General features: G+C 65.5%; 20 protein-coding genes. 8 read left to right on the forward strand and 12 right to left on the reverse strand.

What is annotated here, in order from left to right:
* Nucleotides 1-58 precede the first annotated feature (58 nt).
* Nucleotides 59-595, reverse strand: coding sequence for a UBP-type zinc finger domain-containing protein (locus IEX33_RS08635; protein ID WP_377089983.1), 537 nt, complete (start codon nucleotides 593-595; stop codon nucleotides 59-61).
* On the opposite strand from IEX33_RS08635, the gene IEX33_RS08640 reads away from it, so the two are divergent.
* Nucleotides 594-2360 carry an FAD-dependent oxidoreductase gene (locus tag IEX33_RS08640; protein ID WP_188729399.1) on the forward strand — a complete coding sequence of 589 codons (1767 nt, stop codon included), beginning with the start codon at nucleotides 594-596 and terminating at the stop codon, nucleotides 2358-2360. The genes IEX33_RS08635 and IEX33_RS08640 overlap by 2 nt on opposite strands.
* Nucleotides 2344-3210, forward strand: coding sequence for a hypothetical protein (locus IEX33_RS08645; RefSeq protein WP_188729402.1), 867 nt, complete (start codon nucleotides 2344-2346; stop codon nucleotides 3208-3210). Before IEX33_RS08640 ends, IEX33_RS08645 begins: the two co-directional genes overlap by 17 nt.
* On the opposite strand, the gene IEX33_RS08650 is transcribed toward IEX33_RS08645, so the two are convergent.
* Complete coding sequence (locus IEX33_RS08650) at nucleotides 3203-3721, reverse strand: SRPBCC family protein (RefSeq protein ID WP_229675333.1); 519 nt, start codon at nucleotides 3719-3721, stop codon at nucleotides 3203-3205. The genes IEX33_RS08645 and IEX33_RS08650 overlap by 8 nt on opposite strands.
* A gap of 643 nt (nucleotides 3722-4364) precedes the next feature.
* Between IEX33_RS08650 and IEX33_RS08655 the strand changes: the two genes are divergently transcribed.
* From IEX33_RS08655 to IEX33_RS08665, 3 genes are all read left to right on the forward strand, one after another.
* Complete coding sequence (locus IEX33_RS08655) at nucleotides 4365-5186, forward strand: hypothetical protein (RefSeq protein WP_188729406.1); 822 nt, start codon at nucleotides 4365-4367, stop codon at nucleotides 5184-5186.
* A gap of 177 nt (nucleotides 5187-5363) precedes the next feature.
* Complete coding sequence (locus IEX33_RS08660; RefSeq protein WP_229675299.1) at nucleotides 5364-6185, forward strand: nuclease-related domain-containing protein; 822 nt, start codon at nucleotides 5364-5366, stop codon at nucleotides 6183-6185.
* Between the two features lie 58 nt (nucleotides 6186-6243).
* Nucleotides 6244-6849 (forward strand): hypothetical protein, encoded by a 606-nt coding sequence (locus tag IEX33_RS08665; RefSeq protein WP_188729408.1) that lies wholly within the window; start codon nucleotides 6244-6246, stop codon nucleotides 6847-6849.
* A 140-nt stretch (nucleotides 6850-6989) separates the two neighbouring features.
* Here IEX33_RS08665 and IEX33_RS08670 read toward each other — a convergent pair whose 3' ends face one another.
* Nucleotides 6990-8534 (reverse strand): HNH endonuclease signature motif containing protein, encoded by a 1545-nt coding sequence (locus IEX33_RS08670; protein WP_188729410.1) that lies wholly within the window; start codon nucleotides 8532-8534, stop codon nucleotides 6990-6992.
* Nucleotides 8535-8652: 118 nt separating this feature from the next.
* On the opposite strand from IEX33_RS08670, the gene IEX33_RS08675 reads away from it, so the two are divergent.
* The gene (locus IEX33_RS08675; protein ID WP_188729411.1) at nucleotides 8653-9816 is read left to right on the forward strand and encodes an alpha/beta hydrolase family protein; all 1164 of its coding nucleotides are present in this window, start codon (nucleotides 8653-8655) and stop codon (nucleotides 9814-9816) included.
* Between the two features lie 38 nt (nucleotides 9817-9854).
* Here IEX33_RS08675 and IEX33_RS08680 read toward each other — a convergent pair whose 3' ends face one another.
* The 5 genes from IEX33_RS08680 to IEX33_RS08700 form a co-directional block, all read right to left on the reverse strand.
* A complete protein-coding gene (locus IEX33_RS08680; RefSeq protein ID WP_188729414.1) occupies nucleotides 9855-11405 on the reverse strand; it encodes a glycoside hydrolase family 32 protein in 1551 nt (516 codons plus the stop codon).
* A gap of 2 nt (nucleotides 11406-11407) precedes the next feature.
* Nucleotides 11408-12250, reverse strand: a complete 843-nt coding sequence (locus IEX33_RS08685; protein WP_188730104.1) for a carbohydrate ABC transporter permease — start codon at nucleotides 12248-12250, stop codon at nucleotides 11408-11410.
* A gap of 46 nt (nucleotides 12251-12296) precedes the next feature.
* Entirely contained in the window at nucleotides 12297-13259 is a 963-nt protein-coding gene (locus IEX33_RS08690; RefSeq protein WP_188729416.1) for a carbohydrate ABC transporter permease, read from the reverse strand.
* Between the two features lie 82 nt (nucleotides 13260-13341).
* Entirely contained in the window at nucleotides 13342-14637 is a 1296-nt protein-coding gene (locus tag IEX33_RS08695; RefSeq protein ID WP_104186022.1) for an extracellular solute-binding protein, read from the reverse strand.
* Nucleotides 14638-14784: 147 nt separating this feature from the next.
* Nucleotides 14785-15807: a LacI family DNA-binding transcriptional regulator gene (locus tag IEX33_RS08700; RefSeq protein WP_188729418.1), complete on the reverse strand. Its 1023-nt coding sequence runs from the start codon at nucleotides 15805-15807 to the stop codon at nucleotides 14785-14787.
* Nucleotides 15808-16045: 238 nt separating this feature from the next.
* Between IEX33_RS08700 and IEX33_RS08705 the strand changes: the two genes are divergently transcribed.
* Nucleotides 16046-16540, forward strand: a complete 495-nt coding sequence (locus IEX33_RS08705) for a hypothetical protein (protein WP_229675300.1) — start codon at nucleotides 16046-16048, stop codon at nucleotides 16538-16540.
* A 53-nt stretch (nucleotides 16541-16593) separates the two neighbouring features.
* Complete coding sequence (locus IEX33_RS08710; protein WP_188729421.1) at nucleotides 16594-17316, forward strand: Pr6Pr family membrane protein; 723 nt, start codon at nucleotides 16594-16596, stop codon at nucleotides 17314-17316.
* Here IEX33_RS08710 and IEX33_RS08715 read toward each other — a convergent pair.
* The 4 genes from IEX33_RS08715 to IEX33_RS08730 all read right to left on the reverse strand — a co-directional run bounded on the left by IEX33_RS08715 (nucleotide 17313) and on the right by IEX33_RS08730 (nucleotide 20107).
* The gene (locus IEX33_RS08715; protein ID WP_188729423.1) at nucleotides 17313-18200 is read right to left on the reverse strand and encodes an HNH endonuclease; all 888 of its coding nucleotides are present in this window, start codon (nucleotides 18198-18200) and stop codon (nucleotides 17313-17315) included. The two genes, IEX33_RS08710 and IEX33_RS08715, sit on opposite strands and share 4 nt — an antisense overlap.
* Before the next feature lie 56 nt (nucleotides 18201-18256).
* Complete coding sequence (locus IEX33_RS08720; RefSeq protein WP_188729425.1) at nucleotides 18257-18451, reverse strand: hypothetical protein; 195 nt, start codon at nucleotides 18449-18451, stop codon at nucleotides 18257-18259.
* Complete coding sequence (locus IEX33_RS08725; protein ID WP_188729428.1) at nucleotides 18448-18978, reverse strand: hypothetical protein; 531 nt, start codon at nucleotides 18976-18978, stop codon at nucleotides 18448-18450. The genes IEX33_RS08720 and IEX33_RS08725 overlap by 4 nt, the downstream gene beginning before the upstream one ends.
* Nucleotides 18979-19051: 73 nt before the next feature.
* Nucleotides 19052-20107, reverse strand: coding sequence for a zinc-dependent alcohol dehydrogenase family protein (locus tag IEX33_RS08730; RefSeq protein WP_188729430.1), 1056 nt, complete (start codon nucleotides 20105-20107; stop codon nucleotides 19052-19054).
* Nucleotides 20108-20197 lie beyond the last annotated feature (90 nt).

A 20197-nucleotide genomic window follows, 5' to 3' on the forward strand; every position in this document is an offset into this window, starting at 1 on the left:
TTGAACCCTGATTTTAGCCACTGCCAGCTTCCGGGTCATTAGCTGGAGTTGGCCCGGTTTACTCCGGATCGCTACCTACTGGGTGGAGGCGCTCCCGCCAGTCTGCCGGTACCTTGTCCGCCGGTGCAGGTGAGGGCTGCTCCGGTGGCCTGGACTGAGGGTCCGGAAGCCTGGGGCCACGGAAGAATTTCTTCGTGGTGTGCTCGTAGAACCAGTCCTCCCCGGGTTCAAAGGACCTCACGACGGGGTGACCGGCTTTCCGCGCGTGGGCACTGGCATGCTGGGACGGAGATGAATCGCAGCATCCGATGTGGCCGCACTGTGCGCAGCGGCGAAGATGCAGCCACCAACCCGGGCCGTCACCGCCAAGGCACTCCAGGCATCCCGTTCCACTGGGTGTGGCGGCAAGGTTGATCCCCGCAATTGGGCGGTCCTCCAAGGGGTACTCCATGTCCATCACTCCGGTCCTGCTCAGGTCATCCCGGCGGCCCTGTCGGGAGCCATTCTGGCAGAATCTCCGCGCCCTTGTCTGCACTGTCCCAGCGCGAGTATCGTGAGCGCCACCGAACCATTGAACCGGAAAGACGGCGGCCATGGATCACTCGGTTCCGATCATGCTGATTGCCACCTCAGACTCGGACTCCCGGCGCATTCTCGGAGACGAGTTACGCCGGCGCTACGGTGCCGACTATGAGGTGGTGGCCTGCGAGGGGCACGCCCACGGGCGGGCGGTGCTTGAGGGGCTCCGGCGCTGGAACCGCCCGGTCGCGCTCATACTCGGGTGTTACGGGCCAGCTGACCGCGGTGGGCTCGATTTCCTGCGTCGTGCCTATGGCTTTCACCCGGCCGCAAAGCGTGCAGTTGTGGTGACATGGGGTGACTTCGCCAGCGCGCCCACCGTATTCCGTGCGATCGGGCAGGGGCACGCGGAGCTGCTGATCATACGACCCGAACGCTCGCGCGACGAAGAATTCCATGGGGCGATCACTGACGCCCTTGATGACTGGCACCTGGCCCAGGGGGTCGGGTTCGAGGCGGTCCGGCTGATCGGGGAGGTTGGCGACGGGAGAACCCATTCGCTGCGCGATTCCCTGAGCCGAAACCACATCCCAGTGGGCTTCCATCCTGTGGGGTCCGAGACGGCGGAACGGACGCTGGAGAGCCTTGGCCTGCGCGACCCCATGCTGCCGGTCCTGGTGCTGGAGTTCACTGCGTCACCAATTGTCCTGCAGAACCCAACTGACCTGGAGATTGCCGAAGCGATGGGGGTGACGCGACCGCCACCACCGGACAAGATTTTCGATGTGGTGGTGGTTGGAGCCGGCCCCTCCGGTCTTGCGACCGCCGTCTATGCCTCCTCGGAGGGCCTCGCCACCATGGTGGTTGAAGGAGAGGCTGTGGGGGGCCAGGCCGGCACCAGCTCCTTGATCCGCAACTACCCTGGCTTCTCCCGCGGTGTCAGCGGCGCCCATCTGGCCTACCGCTCGTTTCACCAGGCCTGGACTTTGGGCACCGACTTCCTGTTCTTGCGGAAGGTGGAAGGCCTCGCCCCGGACGGAGCACTGTACGCTGTGTCGATTTCCGATGGCAGCGTGGTGCGGTGCCGCACAGTAGTGGTGGCCACCGGAGTGGACTACCGCCGCCTCGGGATACCCCAGATAGAGGATCTGGTGGGCAGGGGCGTCTTCTACGGGGCCACAGTCTCCGAGGCGCCGTCGATGGCCGGAAAAAACGTCTGCGTTGTGGGGGGCGGCAACTCGGCCGGACAGGCGGTCCTGCACCTTGCGAAGTTCGCGAAGAAGGTGACGCTGCTGGTGCGTGGACCCACCCTGTCGGTGAGCATGTCGGAATACCTCATCTCCCAGCTGGAGGCTACCAGGAACGTTGCGATCCGTTATGGCACCGTGATCGTGGGCGCACGCGACCGGGACGGATTCCTTGCCTCGGTCAAGGTCGCCGCACCCGGCGCCCCCGACGCAACGCCGGGTGAGGAGATCGAAGCTGGCGGTTTATTTGTGCTCATCGGTTCGGTGCCGCGGACCTCCTGGCTGCCCGACACCGTAGAGCGTGACCAGGCCGGCTTCCTCCGCACTGGCACCAACCGGGATGTTCATGACGCCGGGTCCGTCATGCCCGGCAGGCATCCGCTGGCCCTGGAAACCAGCATGCCCGGCATCTTTGCGATCGGCGACGTGCGGGCCGGTTCCATCAAAAGGGTGGCTACCGCCGTGGGGGACGGCGCCACAGTGGTATCTATGCTCCATACCTACCTGGCCGAGCACCTCCTGCCTGCTTCGCCCCCTGCCCCAGGTGATGCTGCCGTACCCGAGGAGCTGCCCGGAGATGTCCGCTTCAACTGAGGCCACACCGTTGATCCCGGCGATGAGGCTGTTGCTCTACGTTGCTGCATTCCTCGTGTTTCTTGCCGGGCTCGTGCTGTTCGTGTTTCCGCTGCGGACTGCGGAATGGTTCGCATGGACAGTCAATCCGCCCATGACCGCCGTCTTCCTCGGGGCGGCATACTGGTCGGCCGCCGGTCTGGAGGTGACGGGCGCCCGCTCAGCGAGTTGGGAGTCAGCGAGGCTGGCAGTCTGGCCCGTGTTCGTCTTCACTACGCTGACTCTTGGGGTCACCCTGCTTCATCTGGATCGCTTCCACCTCTCGCCAGAAAATGGCGCACTGGCCCAGATAGCCACTTGGGCGTGGCTGGCGATCTATGCCATGGTGCCCGTGGCGATGCTCGTGGTCAGCTGGATGCAGATCCGCTCCCGGCGTCCTGCCCCAACGTCCGTGACGGCGGGTCGGCCGGTGCTGCCCCCTGCGCTACGGCTGCTCATGGTGGGGATCGCCGGGGTACTGCTGTGCTTCGGTGTGGCGCTTCTGGCAATACCCGCTTATGCCGCCACGTGGTGGCCCTGGACACTGTCCGAGCTCACGGCGAGGGCGGTCGGAGCGTGGCTGGTCGGCCTGGGATGGTCGGCTGCGCAGGGCCAGTCCAGCGCCGACCTCCGCACCGTACGCCCCGTGGCCCTGACCTCGGTTGCCTTCGTCATTCTGCAGGCGCTTGCCCTGCTGCGGTATGGCGGCGCCCTGGCATGGCCGAGCGCACCGGCCATCGGCTTCGTCACAGTGCTGCTGGCCATTGGAACCGCCGGTGGATGGGCACTCGCTCTATCCCGATCGCCCGGAGCACAGGCCGAAATTAGCTGAGCGGACTTTCCGCAAACGCTTGATCCTTCTTCGCCTGCCGCTCAGCGCGCTGCTTGATGCCCAACAGCATCGCGCGATCCATGACCAAATAACCCGGCTGAAGCAGGAAGTCCATGAAGCGCAGTCCTGCCGGCCGCCCCGGACCGGTGCGCGTCCGCAGCAGCAGCCGCGTCCCGCCGTCGTCCGCTTCGTGGAGGATGAACTGCCACGTGCCGGTAACCGTGCCCGCCGGCGCGCCGGGGCTTGCGTCGAGGACGAGGTGCCGGCCGCTCTCCAGCTCCACTACCCGGGGCCCCATGCGCCCTCCGGGGTAGTGGGCGGGCGTGAAGGCGATGGTGTCACCGACTACAAGGTCCTGCCACTCCGGGTGGATCCGATCCGCGTTGGTTACGCCCAAATGGAGCAGCCCGTTCTCAACCCACGTATATGAGTACAGTCCAGCCCGGTCAACCCCCATCTGCACCAGCCAGGGCCATACTTGGGCAGGCGGCGCGGAGATGGTCACTGCCATGGTCTGCACGGAGTCGGGCCCTGGGATCAGGTGATCGCCTGGTAGCGGCATACCCGCCTCGTACCCGGCAGCACCCCACCTACCTAAAAGACGGGGCAGCACGACGTGGGTAAGGACACCGACAGACACTGCGGTCCCGATGGCTCGCGGAACCCGATTCCCAGGAGTGCGGGCCGATCCGTGGTGGTCCGCGCTTCGAAGCGAAAGCATCTTAACTGTCTCCTGAAGTAGGTGGTGTCCGGGTACCCTACGGAAGCCGTGGACGCCGCCACGGAAATTTTGGTTGCCCTGACACTACGACCCGGCCGGGCCCGGCACCCAGAGCCCAAGGTCCCTTTGGAACTGACATGGCCGCCAGCGGTGCGGATGCCGCACGGCAACGTGCCCAAGTAAAGGATCAAACTTTTTTGGTCCGGGGCTGGCCTCGCCCCAGTCGAAATGACTTACTATCGAACTCACTTCGAGACCGGCTGATTCGATGACATGTCGCTGCGGACCCAGGAAGAGTACCGATGCCCGCCCTTAGTGCGGTCCCGGTCCTGGCCCGCACTAATCCTGGGGGAGCCTGCTGGTGCAACACCGACTGAACAAACATGACTGTACTGTTCACACCGCTGATGTTCTGCACCATTTGGGACTCCTTATGCCTTACGGCGCAGGGGAGGATCTGGGACCCGTTGGTGCAGCGGAGCTGGCGGACTGGATCGATGTTGATCCCGACGCCGAGCCCGAGATTGCCGGCCACGGCTGGCAGGTGGGACTCGGCGATGAAGTCGGCCTGTTTGTTCGCCGCGACCATGACGATCTGGCAGAACTCCTGGGCCGGCAGGCTGGCGTCCGCTCGGTTGTCCAGCTCGATCGCGAGGTGTTCGCCGTTGATGCGCCCCGGTTGTGCGCCGATGGATTGCGCGCGGCCGTGATGCAGGCTGTCGCAGCTGCCAACGTGAGGGCGCATGACCCCTATGTCGCGGACCAGCAGGATGTTCCGGCTGGAGGCGAAGTCCACCTGGACGCCTCAACCACTACGTCCCGTCCGACGCAGCCGGTGGAACCTGAAGAGGACGATGACCTGTGCCGGCTGGTTTGCGGGGACGCCGCCAGCGGTGGCCGGCGGGTTCAGGTGTGGGTCAACATGAACGGCATCCTTATCCTGCCCGCCGGAACCATCCCGCACGGTCCGTTGGACCAGGGCGAGAATCCTCGCTTTCAGCGCGCCACCGTGACGCCGGCGCGAGCCGTCAGACTCGCCAAGCAGCACGCAGGGCGTTGGATCCCTTATGCCTCCCTCACCAATCTCCGCCTCCGCCGGCCCGGGCTGGTCCGCCGCCGCTGGTCAGCCACCCTTGTGGAGCGGGACGGCGCTTCTGTCCCCTTGAGCTGGCGGGGAACCCGTCCCCACGCGCTGTTGCTCTGGGGGTACGTCGTCGCCCGGCGCGGGCTCGACGCGGTGGACGGTCTGCCTTAGAAGGATGTGCCACGGGGGTGCGAAGCGCTGGACGAAGCACCAGATTCCGTGTTTCCGCAAGAAGGGCTCAACGTTGGGCAAATATTCCGGAAGCATTCCGAAACAGGGCCCTCCGCCGCTGTTTTCCGAACTCTCCCCGATCTACGCTGTCCAGCATCCGAAAGTTTGGAGACGACCATGAGCCCTGATGCCATGCCACAGCTGCTGCGGGAGCGGGTTCCCGGGCAGGCAGTGCTCGAAGAGTTGATGGCGGTGCAAAGCCGCGTTCCGCGCCGTAGCTGGCTGCAGCGGGTGTTTGGTGCCAGCCCACTCAGTCCGGAGAGCATGCCCTGGTACAAGGGGGCTCTCGGCGAAATCGCCGTCGGACGGATTCTTGAAGGGCTGGGTCCCGAGTGGCTGGTCTTGCATGCCGTGCCGGTGGGTACGGGTTCCTCGGATATTGACCACGTGCTGGTGGGGCCGGCGGGAGTGTTCACCCTGAACACCAAGAACCACTCCGGCCAGCCCGTCTGGGTGGCAGGGCGGGCACTCCTGGTTGCGGGAAAGAGGACCCACCACATTCGTAGCGCTGCTTACGAAGCTGCCCGGGCAGCAAAACTTCTGGGCTCCGCTGCTGGCTTCCCCGTCGAGGTGACCGGCGTTGTGGTCATCGTCCAACCGAAGAGCCTGACCATCAAAGCGCGGCCCGAGCGCGTGACCGTGGTGACGGACGCACGGCTCCTTTCCTGGCTGCGCCGGAGCCAGCCCGTCCTGGGCACGGAGCAAGTGGCCCAGATCGCGTCGGCGGCGGTCCGGCCGGGGACCTGGTGCCGGAAGCCTTTTGCCGCAAGCGAACTGCCAGCCCTTCAGGACAGCTTCACTGCCCTCCGGATAATGGTTGAACAAGCACGACGGCGGCAGGCAGCCTGGGCGTTGAGCGTTCCGGCAGTCGGTTTCGTGGTCCTGGCTAACAGCGCGCAATGGGGCGCAGCAATCCTCCAGGGCCTGGGCGGTCGCTGAATCGGCCGTGACGTTTGGCCTCTGGACCTGGCAGGGGAGTGACGCGCAAACTGGGGTGATGCGGTTCCACAGGCGTTTGGGCATCGTGCTCACAGCTGCCGCTGCGGTCACCACTTATGCCCGGTACGTGCGTCCGTGGCAGCTCCACTGGGGCGCGACGCCGGAAGAGGTCTCGCGTGCTTTGCCCGGAGATGACCTCGTGCCCGGACCAACGTTCAACGCCACGCGAGCGGTCACGGTTGGCGCCCCTCCGGAGCGGATCTGGCCGTGGCTGGTCCAGGACGGACTCACCCGGGCCGGCTGGTACAGCTACGACATCCTCGACAACCTGGGCCGTCCAAGCGCCCGGCGCATCATCCCCGAACTTCAGGACCTCGCCGTGGGAGACATTGTGCCCATGAGTCCCGACGGCAAGCATGGCATGCCAGTCCAGGAGATCGACGCACCGAAGTCGATGATCTGGGGTACGCCCGGTGACACCACCTGGACGTGGCAGCTCGACCCCATTTCGGACGGCTCAACGCGACTGATCAGCCGTGTGCGCTCGCGGTACCGGTGGCTCTCGCCCACTATCGCCTTCTCCCTGTTGCTTGAGTTCGGCGACTTCTGGATGATGCGCAAGATGCTGCTGAACCTCCGCGATCGGGCTGAATCAGCGCCTTGAAAGCCCCAGCTAGAACCGGCTGTTGAGCCGCTTCCCGTTTCCCGCCCGGGCAAGCCTGACCGGCCGTCTGCAGCCCGACAAGCCGCGGTCAATCGCGGAATCCCCTGCAGGGGAGCCGAAGGCAGGGAGCTGCGCAGCGGTCAGGAGCCGCCGTAGAGGAAGCGGTGCAGGCTTTCTTCTCCTGGGGACCGTGGAATGTACAAATAGTCCGCGTGGCCGCCGGGCTCAGCGGGCATGGGCGGGTAGGGCTTCGGTTGATGCTCTTGCCCGTTGCGGCGCTCCCGGGGTTTCAGGTGCGCGGGCATGGCCGACAGGACAGGTTGGGGCCAGTGGGGTGGTTCCCAGTCCTGGTGTTCGCTTTTGTAGTGGCGGCCGGTGGGTGAGGTCCAGCCGGGTGGTTGGTTTGTGGTGGCTGGTGTTGGGGTCCAGCCGGTGGTGTGCCGGAGTTTGTGGTGTTTGGGGCAGGGTTGTCCGAGGTTGCTGATGCCGGTGGTTCCGCCGTGGTGCCAGGCGAGGAGGTGGTCTGCCTCATTGTCCAGGGAGGGGTTGCTGCAGCCGGGGAAGGGGCAGGTGCCGTCGCGCAGCCGGAGCCAGTTCCGCATGGCTTTGGTGACCCGGTAGCTGGTCCGCCCGATCTCCAGCGGGGCCCCGTCCCGCGGATCGACCAGGACGCGGTGGAACGCATCGGCGCCGTTGGCGACCAGGTCCCTCGCCATGGAGGCTGGGATGGGTCCGTACCCGTCGAGCATTGCTGGCTCGTCGGTCACTCCCATGAGGGCGAGGACCGGCACGGTGACGAGAACCTGCGCCCGGATCCGCGACGAAGGGGTGAGATCCGTTCCTGTCTCTGCCCCGTCGCCGCTGCTGGTGCTGGTGCCGCTGGTGAGGATGGCTGAGGCGAAGTGGTCGGCGCGGAGTTGGGTGAGGGTGCGGGCCTCGTGGGGGCCTTGCATTCCCCGGGCGAGGGCGTTGAGCCGGTTCCAGCCTGCCATTGCCTGGTGGGCGGGGAGGTAGGCCGAAAGCCAGGCCATCCCGTCCTGGTCAGGACTGTATTCCACCCGCCGGTCCGCCACGGCCTTGGTATGGCGTTTCTCCAGCGATTCGGGATGGTGGCGTTCCCGCCAGGTCCGGGCCTTGTGCCTGAACCGGTACGCCGGCATCTCCCCGATCGTCGCCGCACCGGCAGGCCGGGGTGTGTCCGGGTCCAGGAAGTGGGCCTCCAGGGCGGCGGCGCCGGCGGCATCGAGGGTGGCTGCCTCGTCCGCCATGCCCCGGGCGTGCTGCCACGAGATCGTGCCGGCCTGCAGGGCCGCGAGGGTCAGGGGCAGGGTGCTGGTCAGGGCGTGGGATACGGCCAGGAACGCGCTGGCGGCCCGCGGCCCGATGGCCAGCACGCACCCGATCTCGGCGGCCACAGCCATTTCCTGCGCCTGCACCGGCATCCCGGGAGGGGCCAGGGCATGGGCGGTGCCGGCGTACTTCATGGCAGCTCGGGCCTTCAGGCCCGCCACGCCGGCCTCCACAGCCGCCGCGCCGGCGAGGATGTCCAGGCTCCCATCCGCCAGTCCGGCCAACGGATCAACGGCCGAGAACGGCTCCGAACCACACCCGTCCACCTCAGCGTTGAGCACGGCAAGAGCGGCCCTGATATCCGCAAACGCCCCCGCCACCGCTTCCCTGCCCATGAACCCATCATGCCAAGGGGGTCCGACAATGACGTTTGGCATCGGGCAGCCGGGAAATAGCACAGCGAAGCGCCGCCGCCTACTGCGCCGTCCATCAGCGCAAGAGTACGATCGCGATGTGAGCGATCCGGAGCTTGTGGCCCTTCCCGTGGGGTTTGAACGATTCCATCGACGGGACTTCATCAACTACCAACTCAACCGCGCCCATGCCCTGGGATTTGCGGATCGGGATGAGCTGCTCAGCGCCGCCACACAGGTGCGGGGGATGGATGACTGTGCCGCCGTGTTCGAGACCTTGTCCAACCGGGCCGCAGCAGAGGACCGGCACCGGCAGGCGGCGGGTTACGCGAGGATCGCGGAGTTCTTCACGCCGCCACGGTCAGTGGAGAAAACAGCCCGCTACCGCCGCTACCTGCAGCTCTTCGACACGGCATTCGGTGCTGGACTGACACGTCACAACATCCCCTACGGCGGGGCGTCGCTGCCAGCCTATTCGCTTCCGGCGTCAGGCCCACGAAACGGCGGGACGGTGCTGCTGCACGGTGGGTTCGACTCCCTGATCGAGGAGTTCTTCCCCATCTGCCAGCGGATCGCGGCCGCAGGTTTCCAAGTGATTGCCTTCGAGGGCCCGGGCCAAGGCGGTGCCCGGACGTTGAACGGGCTCACCTTCGACCACGACTGGGAGAAGCCCGTCGGGGCGGTGCTGGACCACTTCCGGCTCGACCAGGCCGCCCTGGTGGGCATCTCGATGGGTGGGTACTGGGCATTGCGTGCCGCAGGCCGCGAGCCCCGGATCCACCGGGTGGTGGCCTGGCCGCCGGTGTACGACTGGCTTTACAGGCTCCCTCGCGTGGCGCGCGGCCCGGTACGCGGGATGGTGCGGCGCCGCGGCTTCATGCGCTGGAGCGTGCGGACCCGGGCCCGGCTGTTTCCCACCCTGCGTGTTGTGGTGGACCAGGTCCTGTACATGCTCAACAGCGATGACCCGGCGGACGTCGCCGAATGGTTCCTGGGCATGAACGCCACCCACTTGGGCAGCGGCCGGGTGAACCAAGACGTGCTGTTGATGGTTGGTGAAAACGACGCCTTCCAACCGTCAGCGCTGGCCAGGGCACAAGCCAGGGCGCTCGTGGCGGCCCGAAGCGTCACCACACGCGTGTTCACCCGGGCTGAGAACGCCGACCAGCACTGCCAGATGGGGAACCTCGAGCTCGCGTGCGCGGTGCTCACCACCTGGCTGCAGGCTGCCGACACGGGCTCAGCCGAAACGTCCCCAGCCTGAGGAGGAATGGTCCCGAACGCCGGGACCACCTGCCAGCGTTAGCGTCCGACGACGTCGAGCGCCACGAGGTGCGCGCCCCCACCTTCCGCGAAGACCGCCAGGGCCGTGCTCGCCTCCGCAGGGAACACGAGGTCCGTGATGGTGGCGAGCCCGTCCTGGGCAAAGACCTCCACGGAGCAGCGGTCCAGATGGACTGACAGTCGAAGGCGGCCATCCCGCAGCGGAACGGCGACGGCTTCGACGGAAGGGAAGGCTGCATGGAAATCTGCCCGTCCCGACTTCCGCCGGTCCAGGCGAAGGACGCCGTCCGCAACGTCGTAGCTGATGACGGTACGTTCGGCTGCGCCGGCCCGGACCACCAGCCCCACACGGGTTGCTGCACCCGGCTGGAACACCACGTCCAGCCGCGCCACGGCGGCCGCCACCGGCAGCTGCTGGATACCAGATGCCAGGGCCTGCGGACCCAGGCTGAAGCTTGGGGATTCCTGCCCGGCAAACGGGTCAACGGGCGTTTGCCGAAGCACCATTTTCCCGTCCAGCCTGGCCAGCGAGACCTCCCTCGGCAGCGACATCGCACTGCGCCACCCGCCGGTGGGGGTGGAGCCGGCATAGTCCCAGTTGTTCATCCAGCCGATCATGATCCGCCGGCCGTCGGCTACCCCGCTGAAGGAGACCGCGGCGTAGTAGTCGCGGCCCCAGTCGAGCCAGCCGTACTCACGCATCCGGCTGCCGTCCTGTTGTAAGCCCTCCGTAACCGTCGACTCGGAACGGAACTCCACGCCGTCGAACGCGCCCAGGAAGTACTGCCCGGCGGAACCGCCGGCGATGCCGCCCGGATTGATGTTGACGATGAGGACCCACATGGTCTCACCGGGTTTGCCGTCCACGGGCAGCTCGAAGAGGTCCGGGCACTCCCAGACTCCGCCGGTGGCGTTGGCCGGGCCAAAGGTGCTCAGGTACTGCCAGTTCGTCAGGTCGGCCGACTTGTACAGCACCACCTGGCGTTCCACCGCCTCAACGGCGGCCATCACCCAGTAACTGCCCCCAGCGCCGTCGTACCAAAAAACCTTGGGATCCCGGAAGTCCGCGGACGCGCGGTCCAGGACGGGATTGCCGGAGTACTTTGTCCAGGTAGTCCCCTCGTCGAGGCTGTAGGCGAGCGACTGGGCCTGCCGGCCGGCCAACGGTGAGGGGTCACTGTAGGCGCTGGTGTAGATGGCAACCAGCGGAGGATTCCCGGCAGTGCCGAGGCCACTGGTGTTGTGCTCGTCGAACACCGCCGAGCCGGAGAAGATGGCCTCGCGCTCGTCGCACGGAATGGCCACCGGCTGCTCGTCCCAGTGGAGCAGGTCCGGGGAGGTGGCGTGACCCCAGGACATGTTGCCCCAGTCCGGGCCGAACGGGTTGTGCTGGTAGAAGAGGTGGTAGGTGCCGTTGAGGTACACCAGCCCGTTGGGATCGTTCAGCCAGTTGCGTTCGGCGGTGAAGTGGAACTCCGGCCGGTAAGGGTCCGCGGCGGCACGGGCAGGTGAGGCGGCACGTGCGGTGGTGGCGGGAGGTGCGCCTGGCGCCGTCGTCAGTGAATTCATGGTCAGCCCTTCACGCCGCTGGAGGCGATGCTGTTGACGAACGAACGCTGGAAGGCGATGAAGAGCACCACCACCGGAACGGTGATGAGGGAAGCGTATGCCATCACCTCGCCCCACGAGACGTTCAGCTGGAAGAAGTACTGGATGCCGATCATCACCGGACGCAGTTCCTCGGACTGGACCACCATCAGCGGCCAGAGGTAGGAGTTCCAGGCAGGGAGGAAGGTCAGGATCGCCACGGTGGCGGTGGCCGGGCCGGACAGCGGCATGACCACCTGGCGGTAGATCTTGAACCAGCCGGCGCCGTCGATGCGCGCGGCCTCGTCCAGCTCCTTGGGAATGGACTCGAAGTACTGGTGGAACAGGTAGATGGAGAAGGCGTTGGCGATGAACGGGATGATCTGGACCTGGTACGTGTCCAGCCAGCCCTTGGAGAACTCGAGGCTGAAGCCGTTCAGTTCGAAGTAGGGGAGCTGGTTGACCCACCACACCAGCGGCAGGGCCAGGGTCTGGAAAGGCACAATCAGCGTGGCGAGGATCGCGGTGAACACAATCTTCTTCCCGCGGACCTGCATGCGGGACAGGGCGAAGGCGCAGAGGCTGTTGACGAAAATACCCAGCACCACTGTGATCGCGGATATTCCGATGGAGTTCATCAGGAAGCGGGCGGCGGGCACCCGGTCGAACACGGCCCCATAGTTGTCGAACGAGATGTTGCCGATGGGCAGGAACGCTGCCACGGAGGACATGTCACCGAAGATCTGCTGGTCCGGCTTGAGCGAGGACACCAGCATGAAAACGATGGGGAAAGCGGCGGCGACGGCGAACAGGATCCGTACCGCCATGGTCCCTGCGATGCTGAGACGGTTGGACTTGAGATTCTGCTTCACGTCAGTCCTTCTCTCGGGTCAGGTAGCGCTGCACTGCGGAGATCAGCAGCACCAGGACGAAGAATACGAGGGAGATGGCCGAGGCGTAGGAGGTTTCCTGCTGCTTGAAGCCGGAGCGCACCGCCTCGAAAATGATGGTGGTGGTGGAATCGAGCGGCCCGCCCTGGGTCATGACGCTGACTTGGTCGAAGAGCCCGAGTGCCTGAATGGTGATGGTCACCAGAATCAGTGTGCGGGTGTGCTTGAGGCCCGGCCAGGTCACGTAGCGGAACTGGTGCCAGCGGCTGGCTCCGTCCAGCTGGGCTGCCTCGTACAGTTCGCCGGAGATGCTCTGCAGGCCGGCGAGCCAGATGATCATGTGGAAGCCGGCGGCCTGCCAGATGGACAGGATGATGATGGCCGGCATGGCGGTGGCGGGGTTGTTGAGCCAGTCCGGGCCGTCGATCAGGCCGAAGCTGGCCGCGGACAGGAACTCATTAATGAGCCCATCCTTGCGATACATGAACAGCCATAGCAGCGACACCACCACCATGGACGTCACCACGGGCAGGAAGTACAGGGTGCGGAAGAAGTTCACGCCGCGGAACTTCTTGTTGATCAGTAGCGCCATAGCGAGGGCCAGGCCTGACTGGACGGGCACCACCACAACCGCGAAGTAGCTGACGTTCAGCAGCGCCCGCCAAAACGTGGGATCCGTGAAGAGCCGGACGAAATTGTCCGTACCGACAAACTCAACGGGCCGCGGCGACACAAGGCGTGCATTAGTGAATGCCAGGCCAAAGCCCAGGATCGCCGGGAGGAAGACAAAGAGCAGCAGCAGGGCTGCCGCGGGGGCGATCATTGCCCACCCGCTGAGCTGCTCGCGCAGGTAGCGCGGCCTGCGATGGGGTTTGTTGGGCGGTGCGGCCGGGGCCGGGGCCGCCACGCGGCGGCCAGGAGTAGGGGGAAGCTGGGTTGTTGTCATGGGATTCTCCGTTGACAGTCAGGGCCGGAGGTACGACGACGGCGGGTTGCACGCCGCCGTCGTCGTACCGTTCGGCAGCTGGCTAGCTCTTGTAGCCGCCGTTGGACTTGATGTTGGCGTCAATCGCCTTGACCGCCTTGTCCAGGGCTGCCTTGGGATCCGCGCCGGCCAGGATGTCCTGGACAGCCTTGCCGTATTCGGTAGCGATGAACGGGTAGGCCGGAGTCTCAGGCCGCAACACGGCGTACTCGCGGGAGAACTCCATGAAGATACGGTTTGCACCACCCTCGGCGAACGCGGGAATCAGGGCCGCGGCTTCATCAGTGGCGGGGATGCCTCCCGTTGCCTTGATGACGGCAGCCACGTTTTCCGGCTGAAGGGAATAGGACAGGTAGTCCATTGCGGCATCCGTATTGTTGCAGCCGCTGGTGACGCCCCACTGCCAGGAGGCTCCGCCGATCTTGGGACCGTTGCCCAGGTCCACCGTGGGCATCACCACCAGCTCATCTCCCAGGGCCTCCCGGGCCGTGTCCCCTGCCCAGGAACCGGTGTAGAGAAGGCCGCTCTTGTTGTTCAGGAAGTCCTGGGTGGAATCTTTCCCGCTCTTCGTCGCCATGAAGCCCTGGTCCGCCAGGCCGCGGAACCACTTGGCCCACTCGACAGCCTTGTCACCATTGAGGGCTCCGTCAGCCGACTGGTAATCATCGCGGTCGATCAGGTCTCCGCCGAAGGACTGGAGGAACGGCGAGTACGCATACGGCAGCCACTCACCCGTTCCGGCAGTACCCATGTCCAACGGGTAATCCCACTTGCCCAGCGCCTTGAGCTTGGTCAGCGCGTCCTGGAACTCCTCCTTCGTCCATGGCTTCTCAATGGTGGCGGCACGGACGCCCGCCGCAGCGAGATCAGATTTGCGGGCAAACATGGACAAAGCGACGTCGCCGTACCCAACCGCATAAGTCTCGCCCTCCCACGTGGCAACGGTGCTGGGGAGGTTCTTGGAAAGGTCCGCGGATAGCTTCAGTGGCGTCAGGTACTCGGCCCACGCCCAGTTGGGAACGTTAGGCCCGTCAATGTCCACAATGCAGGGAAGATTGCCGGCTGACGCGGCCCCAACAACGGAATCGTTGTAGGACTCCTGAGGGAAAGCCTGCACCTTGATCTGCGCCTTCGCGCCGCTGCTGTTGTTATAGGAGTCCACGATCGACTGGGTCGCCGCCAGTTCGGCCGGGTTTCCGGCGGCGTGGGTCCACATGGTGATCTCTGTGGAGCCTTCGGTGGTGGACGAGGAACTGCCCTTGCCGCAGCCGGCGAGGGTGGCAGTGAGGGCGGCAGCGGCTATGCTGGTCGCCAGGATCCTGGTGAGCTTCTTGTTCATGGGTCGGTCTTTCTGCTTGGACAGCGGGGGATTGATGAGGGTCCTGCAGGGAACGCGGCCGCTGCAACGGCTGCGTTCCCGTTTTTTTCGGGGTAATTCAGGATGGAGCCTGACCGGCCGCTTGCGCCGGATCAGTTCTGCTGCCGCTCAGTTCCTGGGTGGAGCAACGGAGCCCCGCTCCACCAGCGGGCAGGCGATCTTTTCATGCACCCGGGTTGTGCCGGGGTTCTCAAGCTCGTTAAGGAGCTTCAGGACAGCCCAGCGGCCCATCTCGTAATGGGGGAGTGCCATGGTGGACAGCCCCGGCCAGAGGGCGTCCGCGATGAGCTCGAGGTTGTCCACGCCCACAATCGAGAGGTCATCCGGGATTTTCAGGCCAAGGTGGCCGGCCGCCTGGTAGGCCCCCATGGCCATCTGGTCGCTGAAGCAGAACAGTGCTGTGGGACGGTCCGGCCTGGATAACAGTTCCAGTGCCGCCTGCCGGCCCCCCGCTGTGCTGGGATGGCCCGCAACAAGGAGCTCCGCCGGCAGCTGCCGTCCGTGGCGGTCCAGGCCTGCCCGGAATCCGGCGAGCCGCCCGTGGGCAGCGGGGATGTCGTCCTCGTTGTTGATCATGGCGATGTTGCGGTGCCCCGCCGTGACCAGCAGCTCGGCGGCAGAGTCACCGGCGCCGAACTCGTCCGGCACAACCGAGGACAGCCCGGGGTTGTCCGAGGTGGCATCCAGCACGATGGTGGGCACGGCCTGGAGCTCCTCCGGGACGGATACCTGCTGGTTGAACATGCGCGCATAGATGATGCCGTCCACCTGGTGCTGCTGCAGTGCCCGGATTTCCTGGCGTTCAAGTTCGTTATCGAGGCCGGAGTTGACCACCATCAGCAGGTGCCCGTGTTCGGAAGCGGCATCCTGTGCACCCTGGATCATCGCACCGGCAAAAGGGGTGGTGGTGATTTCGTCGCTGACGAGGCCCAGGATCTGGGAGCGCTGGTTGCGCAGCCCGCTTGCCAGCCGGTTAGGGGCGTAGCCGAGGTCGCCGGCCACGGCCTTGATGTGCTCCACGGTCCGGGCGTTGACCCGGGAGCTGTGCGCTTCGCTCAGGGCATGCGACACAGTGGTCACGGAGACGCCTGCGGCCTTGGCCACGTCCCTGATGTTTACCTTTGTCGCCATTGACTTCGTTCCTTTGCAAAACGTTTTGTATGTTGCTTGCATCACTATATGCAAAACGTTTTGCAGCCGTCAAGCTTTCTTGCGGATTCCACTGCCGGTTATTTCGTGCAGACGGCGAACAGGGGCTTTCTTCTGAGGGGTTAATCAGCCCGCCGCTTCCCGGAAAAGTTCCCTTGACAGGCGTGGAACAGGGGACTCTCATCAAAGAAGAACGTGAACCAGAGAGGGGGTGGCGGCTGTGCCTGCCATCCAAACTACTTCCGCAAAGCAGTTCCGGCTCCGGGCCGGAGCAGCCCTGATGGCGCTTGCCGGGCTGGCCTTCGTGGGGTACGCCGCAGCCTTCCTGGCTCTCAACTTCTCGGGCGCCTTCCTGGAGCTGGGCATCGGTCCCGAAGAGGTGGACAAAGGCAGGGCGGAGGTCCAGGCGTTCAGCCCCCAGCTGTATCACTACATCAGCCATCTGCACATTGCGCTTAGCGGCTTCATCGCTGCCACCGGGCTGGCAATTGCAGCCTTGTCCTGGTTCGGGGTGCGGCGGGGGGAACGGTGGGCCTTCGCCGCCACCGTCACCGTTACGGCAGTCAGCCTCGCAATCTCTGTCCCGGCGCATTACCCCTGGGGCCTGGCAACGCTTGGACACCTCGGCCCGGTGTACCTCGCTGTCCTCATATTCCTGGCGGGCGCCGCCACGGCCTACAGCGGAATGCGGGGCCCGTCGGGTGAAAGCAGCTGACAGCGGTCTTTGTGCCCTGCGCAGGGACGTCCCTGGCGTGCGACACTTTGCGAATGAGCAGCGCACGCAAGTTGGTTCCCCTGGAGGAGCATCACCGCGACCCGGCCAGCGCCCTGCACCCGGACAGCCCGTGGGTCAGGGCGGTCCGGCTGCTGGTGGGCGCGTTCGTGCTCGCCGCACTCGTGCAGAAGACCTATGACGCAACCCTGCCGGGCAACGACGTCGACAGCTTTCAGTTGTATTCGGAATTCACCGTCCAGGCGAACCTCGGCCTCGGGCTCCTGCTGATCGCATCGGCGGCATGGCCGGCGGCCAGGCTCCCGCGTTGGTGGGACCACCTCTTCGGCGCCTTTGTGCTCTACCTGGTGATGACGGGACTTATCTACATTGTCCTCGTGGCGCCGCCGGAGGAACCATGGTGGAGCTGGGACCTGTACTGGCCGCAGATGGCACACCACCGCCTGGCTCCGCTGTATGTTCTCCTCGACTGGCTCCTGGTCACGAGGACGGTGCGCGGTCCTTGGTGGCGGCCTTTGGCGTGGCTTGCGTACCCGGTGGCATTCCTCATCTTTTCCTGGGTCCGGGGTTCGATCGACGGCTGGTACGTCTACGATTTCCTGGATCCCACGCTTGAGGGCGGCTGGCCTGCTGCCGTGGCGTCCATAGCCCAGGTCCTGGTGGCTTTCCTGGTGATCGCGGCCCTGGTGCATCTTGCCGGCAACGCGCGCGCCGCTCCTGCCCTTGGACGCCGGCAGCGCGAAGGGCCGGCAACCTAATCCCGGGGCTGCCGGTGAACAGGTGGTCCTTCCAGAATTCTCCTCGCATCCTCCTGGGCCTGGAGGGCAAGGTCGCTGACCACCTGGCCACTCAGGTGGCCGGAGGCGGACATGATGTGCCGGAGCTCGGACACGGTGCGCGGCGGGCCGGCACTGCGGTGTGCCAGTGCATGGCAGTTGGGGCACAGCGGCACGAGGTCGGCTACGGGGTCCAGCTGGTACCCGCTCCCAAGCAGCTCCGGCGGCACCACGTGGTGCACGTCAATAGACCCGGAGCCGGCGTCGCCATCAAAGGCTTCGAAGGAGAAACCGCAGGCAGCGCAGGACGTTCCATGGAACGCCAAGCACACCCGGCGTGCGTCAGGGTTTCGCTCATGGCGGTTCACGTCAATGGTGCTGACGGCGTCCGGCGGGAGGGCGCCTGAAACAACGTGTGGAGGACCGGTTGCCGCCGGCCCGAGGTCCCGCCAGAGGCGGCGGAGGCCGGGCTCCGCGTGACCGGGAACGGTAACGCCCCCGCGGATCAGTGCCTCACTCCAGGAAATCCCGGGGACTGCTGCGCAGAGCGCGTCCTGACGGATCTGCTCACCGAGGGGGAGCAGTGCGTCGAACAGCACGCTGGCGTGCCAGGCCATGGCGCCGTCGTCCCCGGACTGCACCTGGTACGGCTCGGACGCCACCATCCCGTGGCCGATCAGCCCAGTGCCGGCGTCGCTGCTGCCCTGGACGAAGAGCCAGGCTTCACTCCCTGCGGGAACGCTGAGTGGCCGGTCAGCACTCCAGCGCCGCAGGAACCTGCCGGACTCCGCCACAAGCCCGACGGCGGCATGATAGTCCCAGGGGTTGGAGCCGCTTGGGTTCCATCCAAGAATTACTGCAGCCATCACTCACCCAATCCAGCACACATGTGTGTTGGCCTCTACAGCCTGCAGAACGGAACCTAGATGGGTTCCTTGGCCAGCGCCTTGGTCCTGGCCGGTGTTTCGCGGCCGAGGCGCTGGTCGAGCGTGACGCGCAGCCTGGCAGCAGCCACCTGGACGCGATGCTCGGCAGGGGTGGCTTTCTTCGGAGCCGGTTTGGCGGCGGCGCTCCGCGGAGTATGGACGAACCGGTGTTCAGACGATGCTGCGCTCATGGTCCAACCTCCTTGGTAGTGTCTTCACCCGTGGTTCCATTCTCGCCTATGTTGCCACCGGCGTCCACGAACGCCGTCTCCTGGTCCGTCTCGGTGCCCTGCCCGTCGTCGTCCGCGTTTTCATCGCCCCACACGCTCTTCCAGGCGATGTCGAACAACTCAAGCTCTTCGGTGCGGGCGAGCTCGCTGCGTGCCAGGACTTCCAGGGTTGCCAGCCCCAGGGCCTTCGTTCCTTCGTCCTGGTCCAGTGCCCGGTCCAGCGCCCACTGCGTCCGGCGCCACCATTCCGCGCGGCTGTCCGCTTCGGTCTTTTGCAGCAGTGCATGGGCATCGGCCTCCCGCTTCTGCTCCAGCGCAGTGGCATCGGCAGCAGTGCGCTGTTTAAGCGTGCGCCAATTGATATAAAACGCCAGCAGTGCAGCGATGAGGACGGACAGGGGACCCAGGCCGGCAAGGATGACCCACCAGTCAGCCGGTCCCGAATGGACGACGACGTCGAGCGGGCTTGGGGTGGGGTCAGGGGTCACTGGACCAGCATAGGCGGCGGTGTGGCTGTCAGCCGGGCGGACGCCCCGCGCCGTGCCCATCTGGACGCGACCGTCAGGCGGTGATGACCACCTTCAGTGCGTTGGTCTCCGCGGCCCGGGCGAAAGTGTCGTACGCGTCCATGAACTGCTCGAAGCGGAAATGGTGTGTGGCGAACTTTTCTGCGGGCAGCTTCTTCTGTGCAACAAGTTTCAGCAGCATGGGCGTTGTGTTGGCGTTTACCAGGCCCATGCTGATGTTGATGTTCTGGATCCAGAGGTTCTCCAGGTGCAGTTCCACCGGTTTGCCGTGCACGCCAACGTTGGCAACTGTGCCGCCGGGCCGGACAAGCTCGGTGCACATACCGAAGGTGGCGGGAATGCCCACGGCCTCGATGGCAACATCCACGCCCTGCCCGTCCGTCTGGGACAGCACTTGGTCTTTCCAGTCGGAATCGCCTGACAGGACAACGTGTGTAGACCCGAACGCGCGGGATTGCTCCAGGCGGTTCCGGTCAAGGTCTAAGGCGATGATGGTGGCCGCCCCGTAGAGGCCCGCAGTGGCAATCGCTGCCAGCCCCACCGGGCCCGCTCCCACCACAGCCACCGTGTCCCCGGGCTTCACGCGGCCGTACTGGACCCCGATTTCGAAGCCCGTGGGGAGGATGTCCGAGAGCATGACGGCCTGTTCGTCCGTAACCCCCTCAGGGAGGAGATGAAGGGAGTTTTCCGCATAGGGAACGCGGACGTATTCGGCTTGGGTGCCGTCGATGAGGTGGCCAAAGACCCAGCCGATTCCTGATGCGCCTTCGTCCCCGAGGCAATGGGAATGGAGCCCGGTCTTGCAGTTGGCGCAGTGGCCGCAGGACTTGATGCAGGAAATGATCACCCTGTCGCCAGGTTTCAGTGTGGTGACGGAGGCCCCCACTTCGGTGATGGTTCCCACGCCTTCGTGGCCCAGGATCCGTCCCTCCTGGACTGCAGGGACATCACCCTTGAGGATGTGCAGGTCTGTTCCGCAGATGGTGGTGGTGTCCACCTTGACGATGGCGTCGCTGGGATTGATGATCGACGGGTCCGGCACATCGGTCCAGGATTTTTTCCCGGGCCCGCCGTAGACAATGGCCTTCATGACTGCTCCTTGTTGGTCGGCGATCGGGTTGATCCCGGACTGCTGCGTCAACCTCAAGGATGGAGGAGGGTGCCGGGATCGATAAGGGTC

The organism is Pseudarthrobacter scleromae (assembly GCF_014644515.1).
GTDB classification, from domain to species: Bacteria; Actinomycetota; Actinomycetes; order Actinomycetales; family Micrococcaceae; genus Arthrobacter; species Arthrobacter scleromae.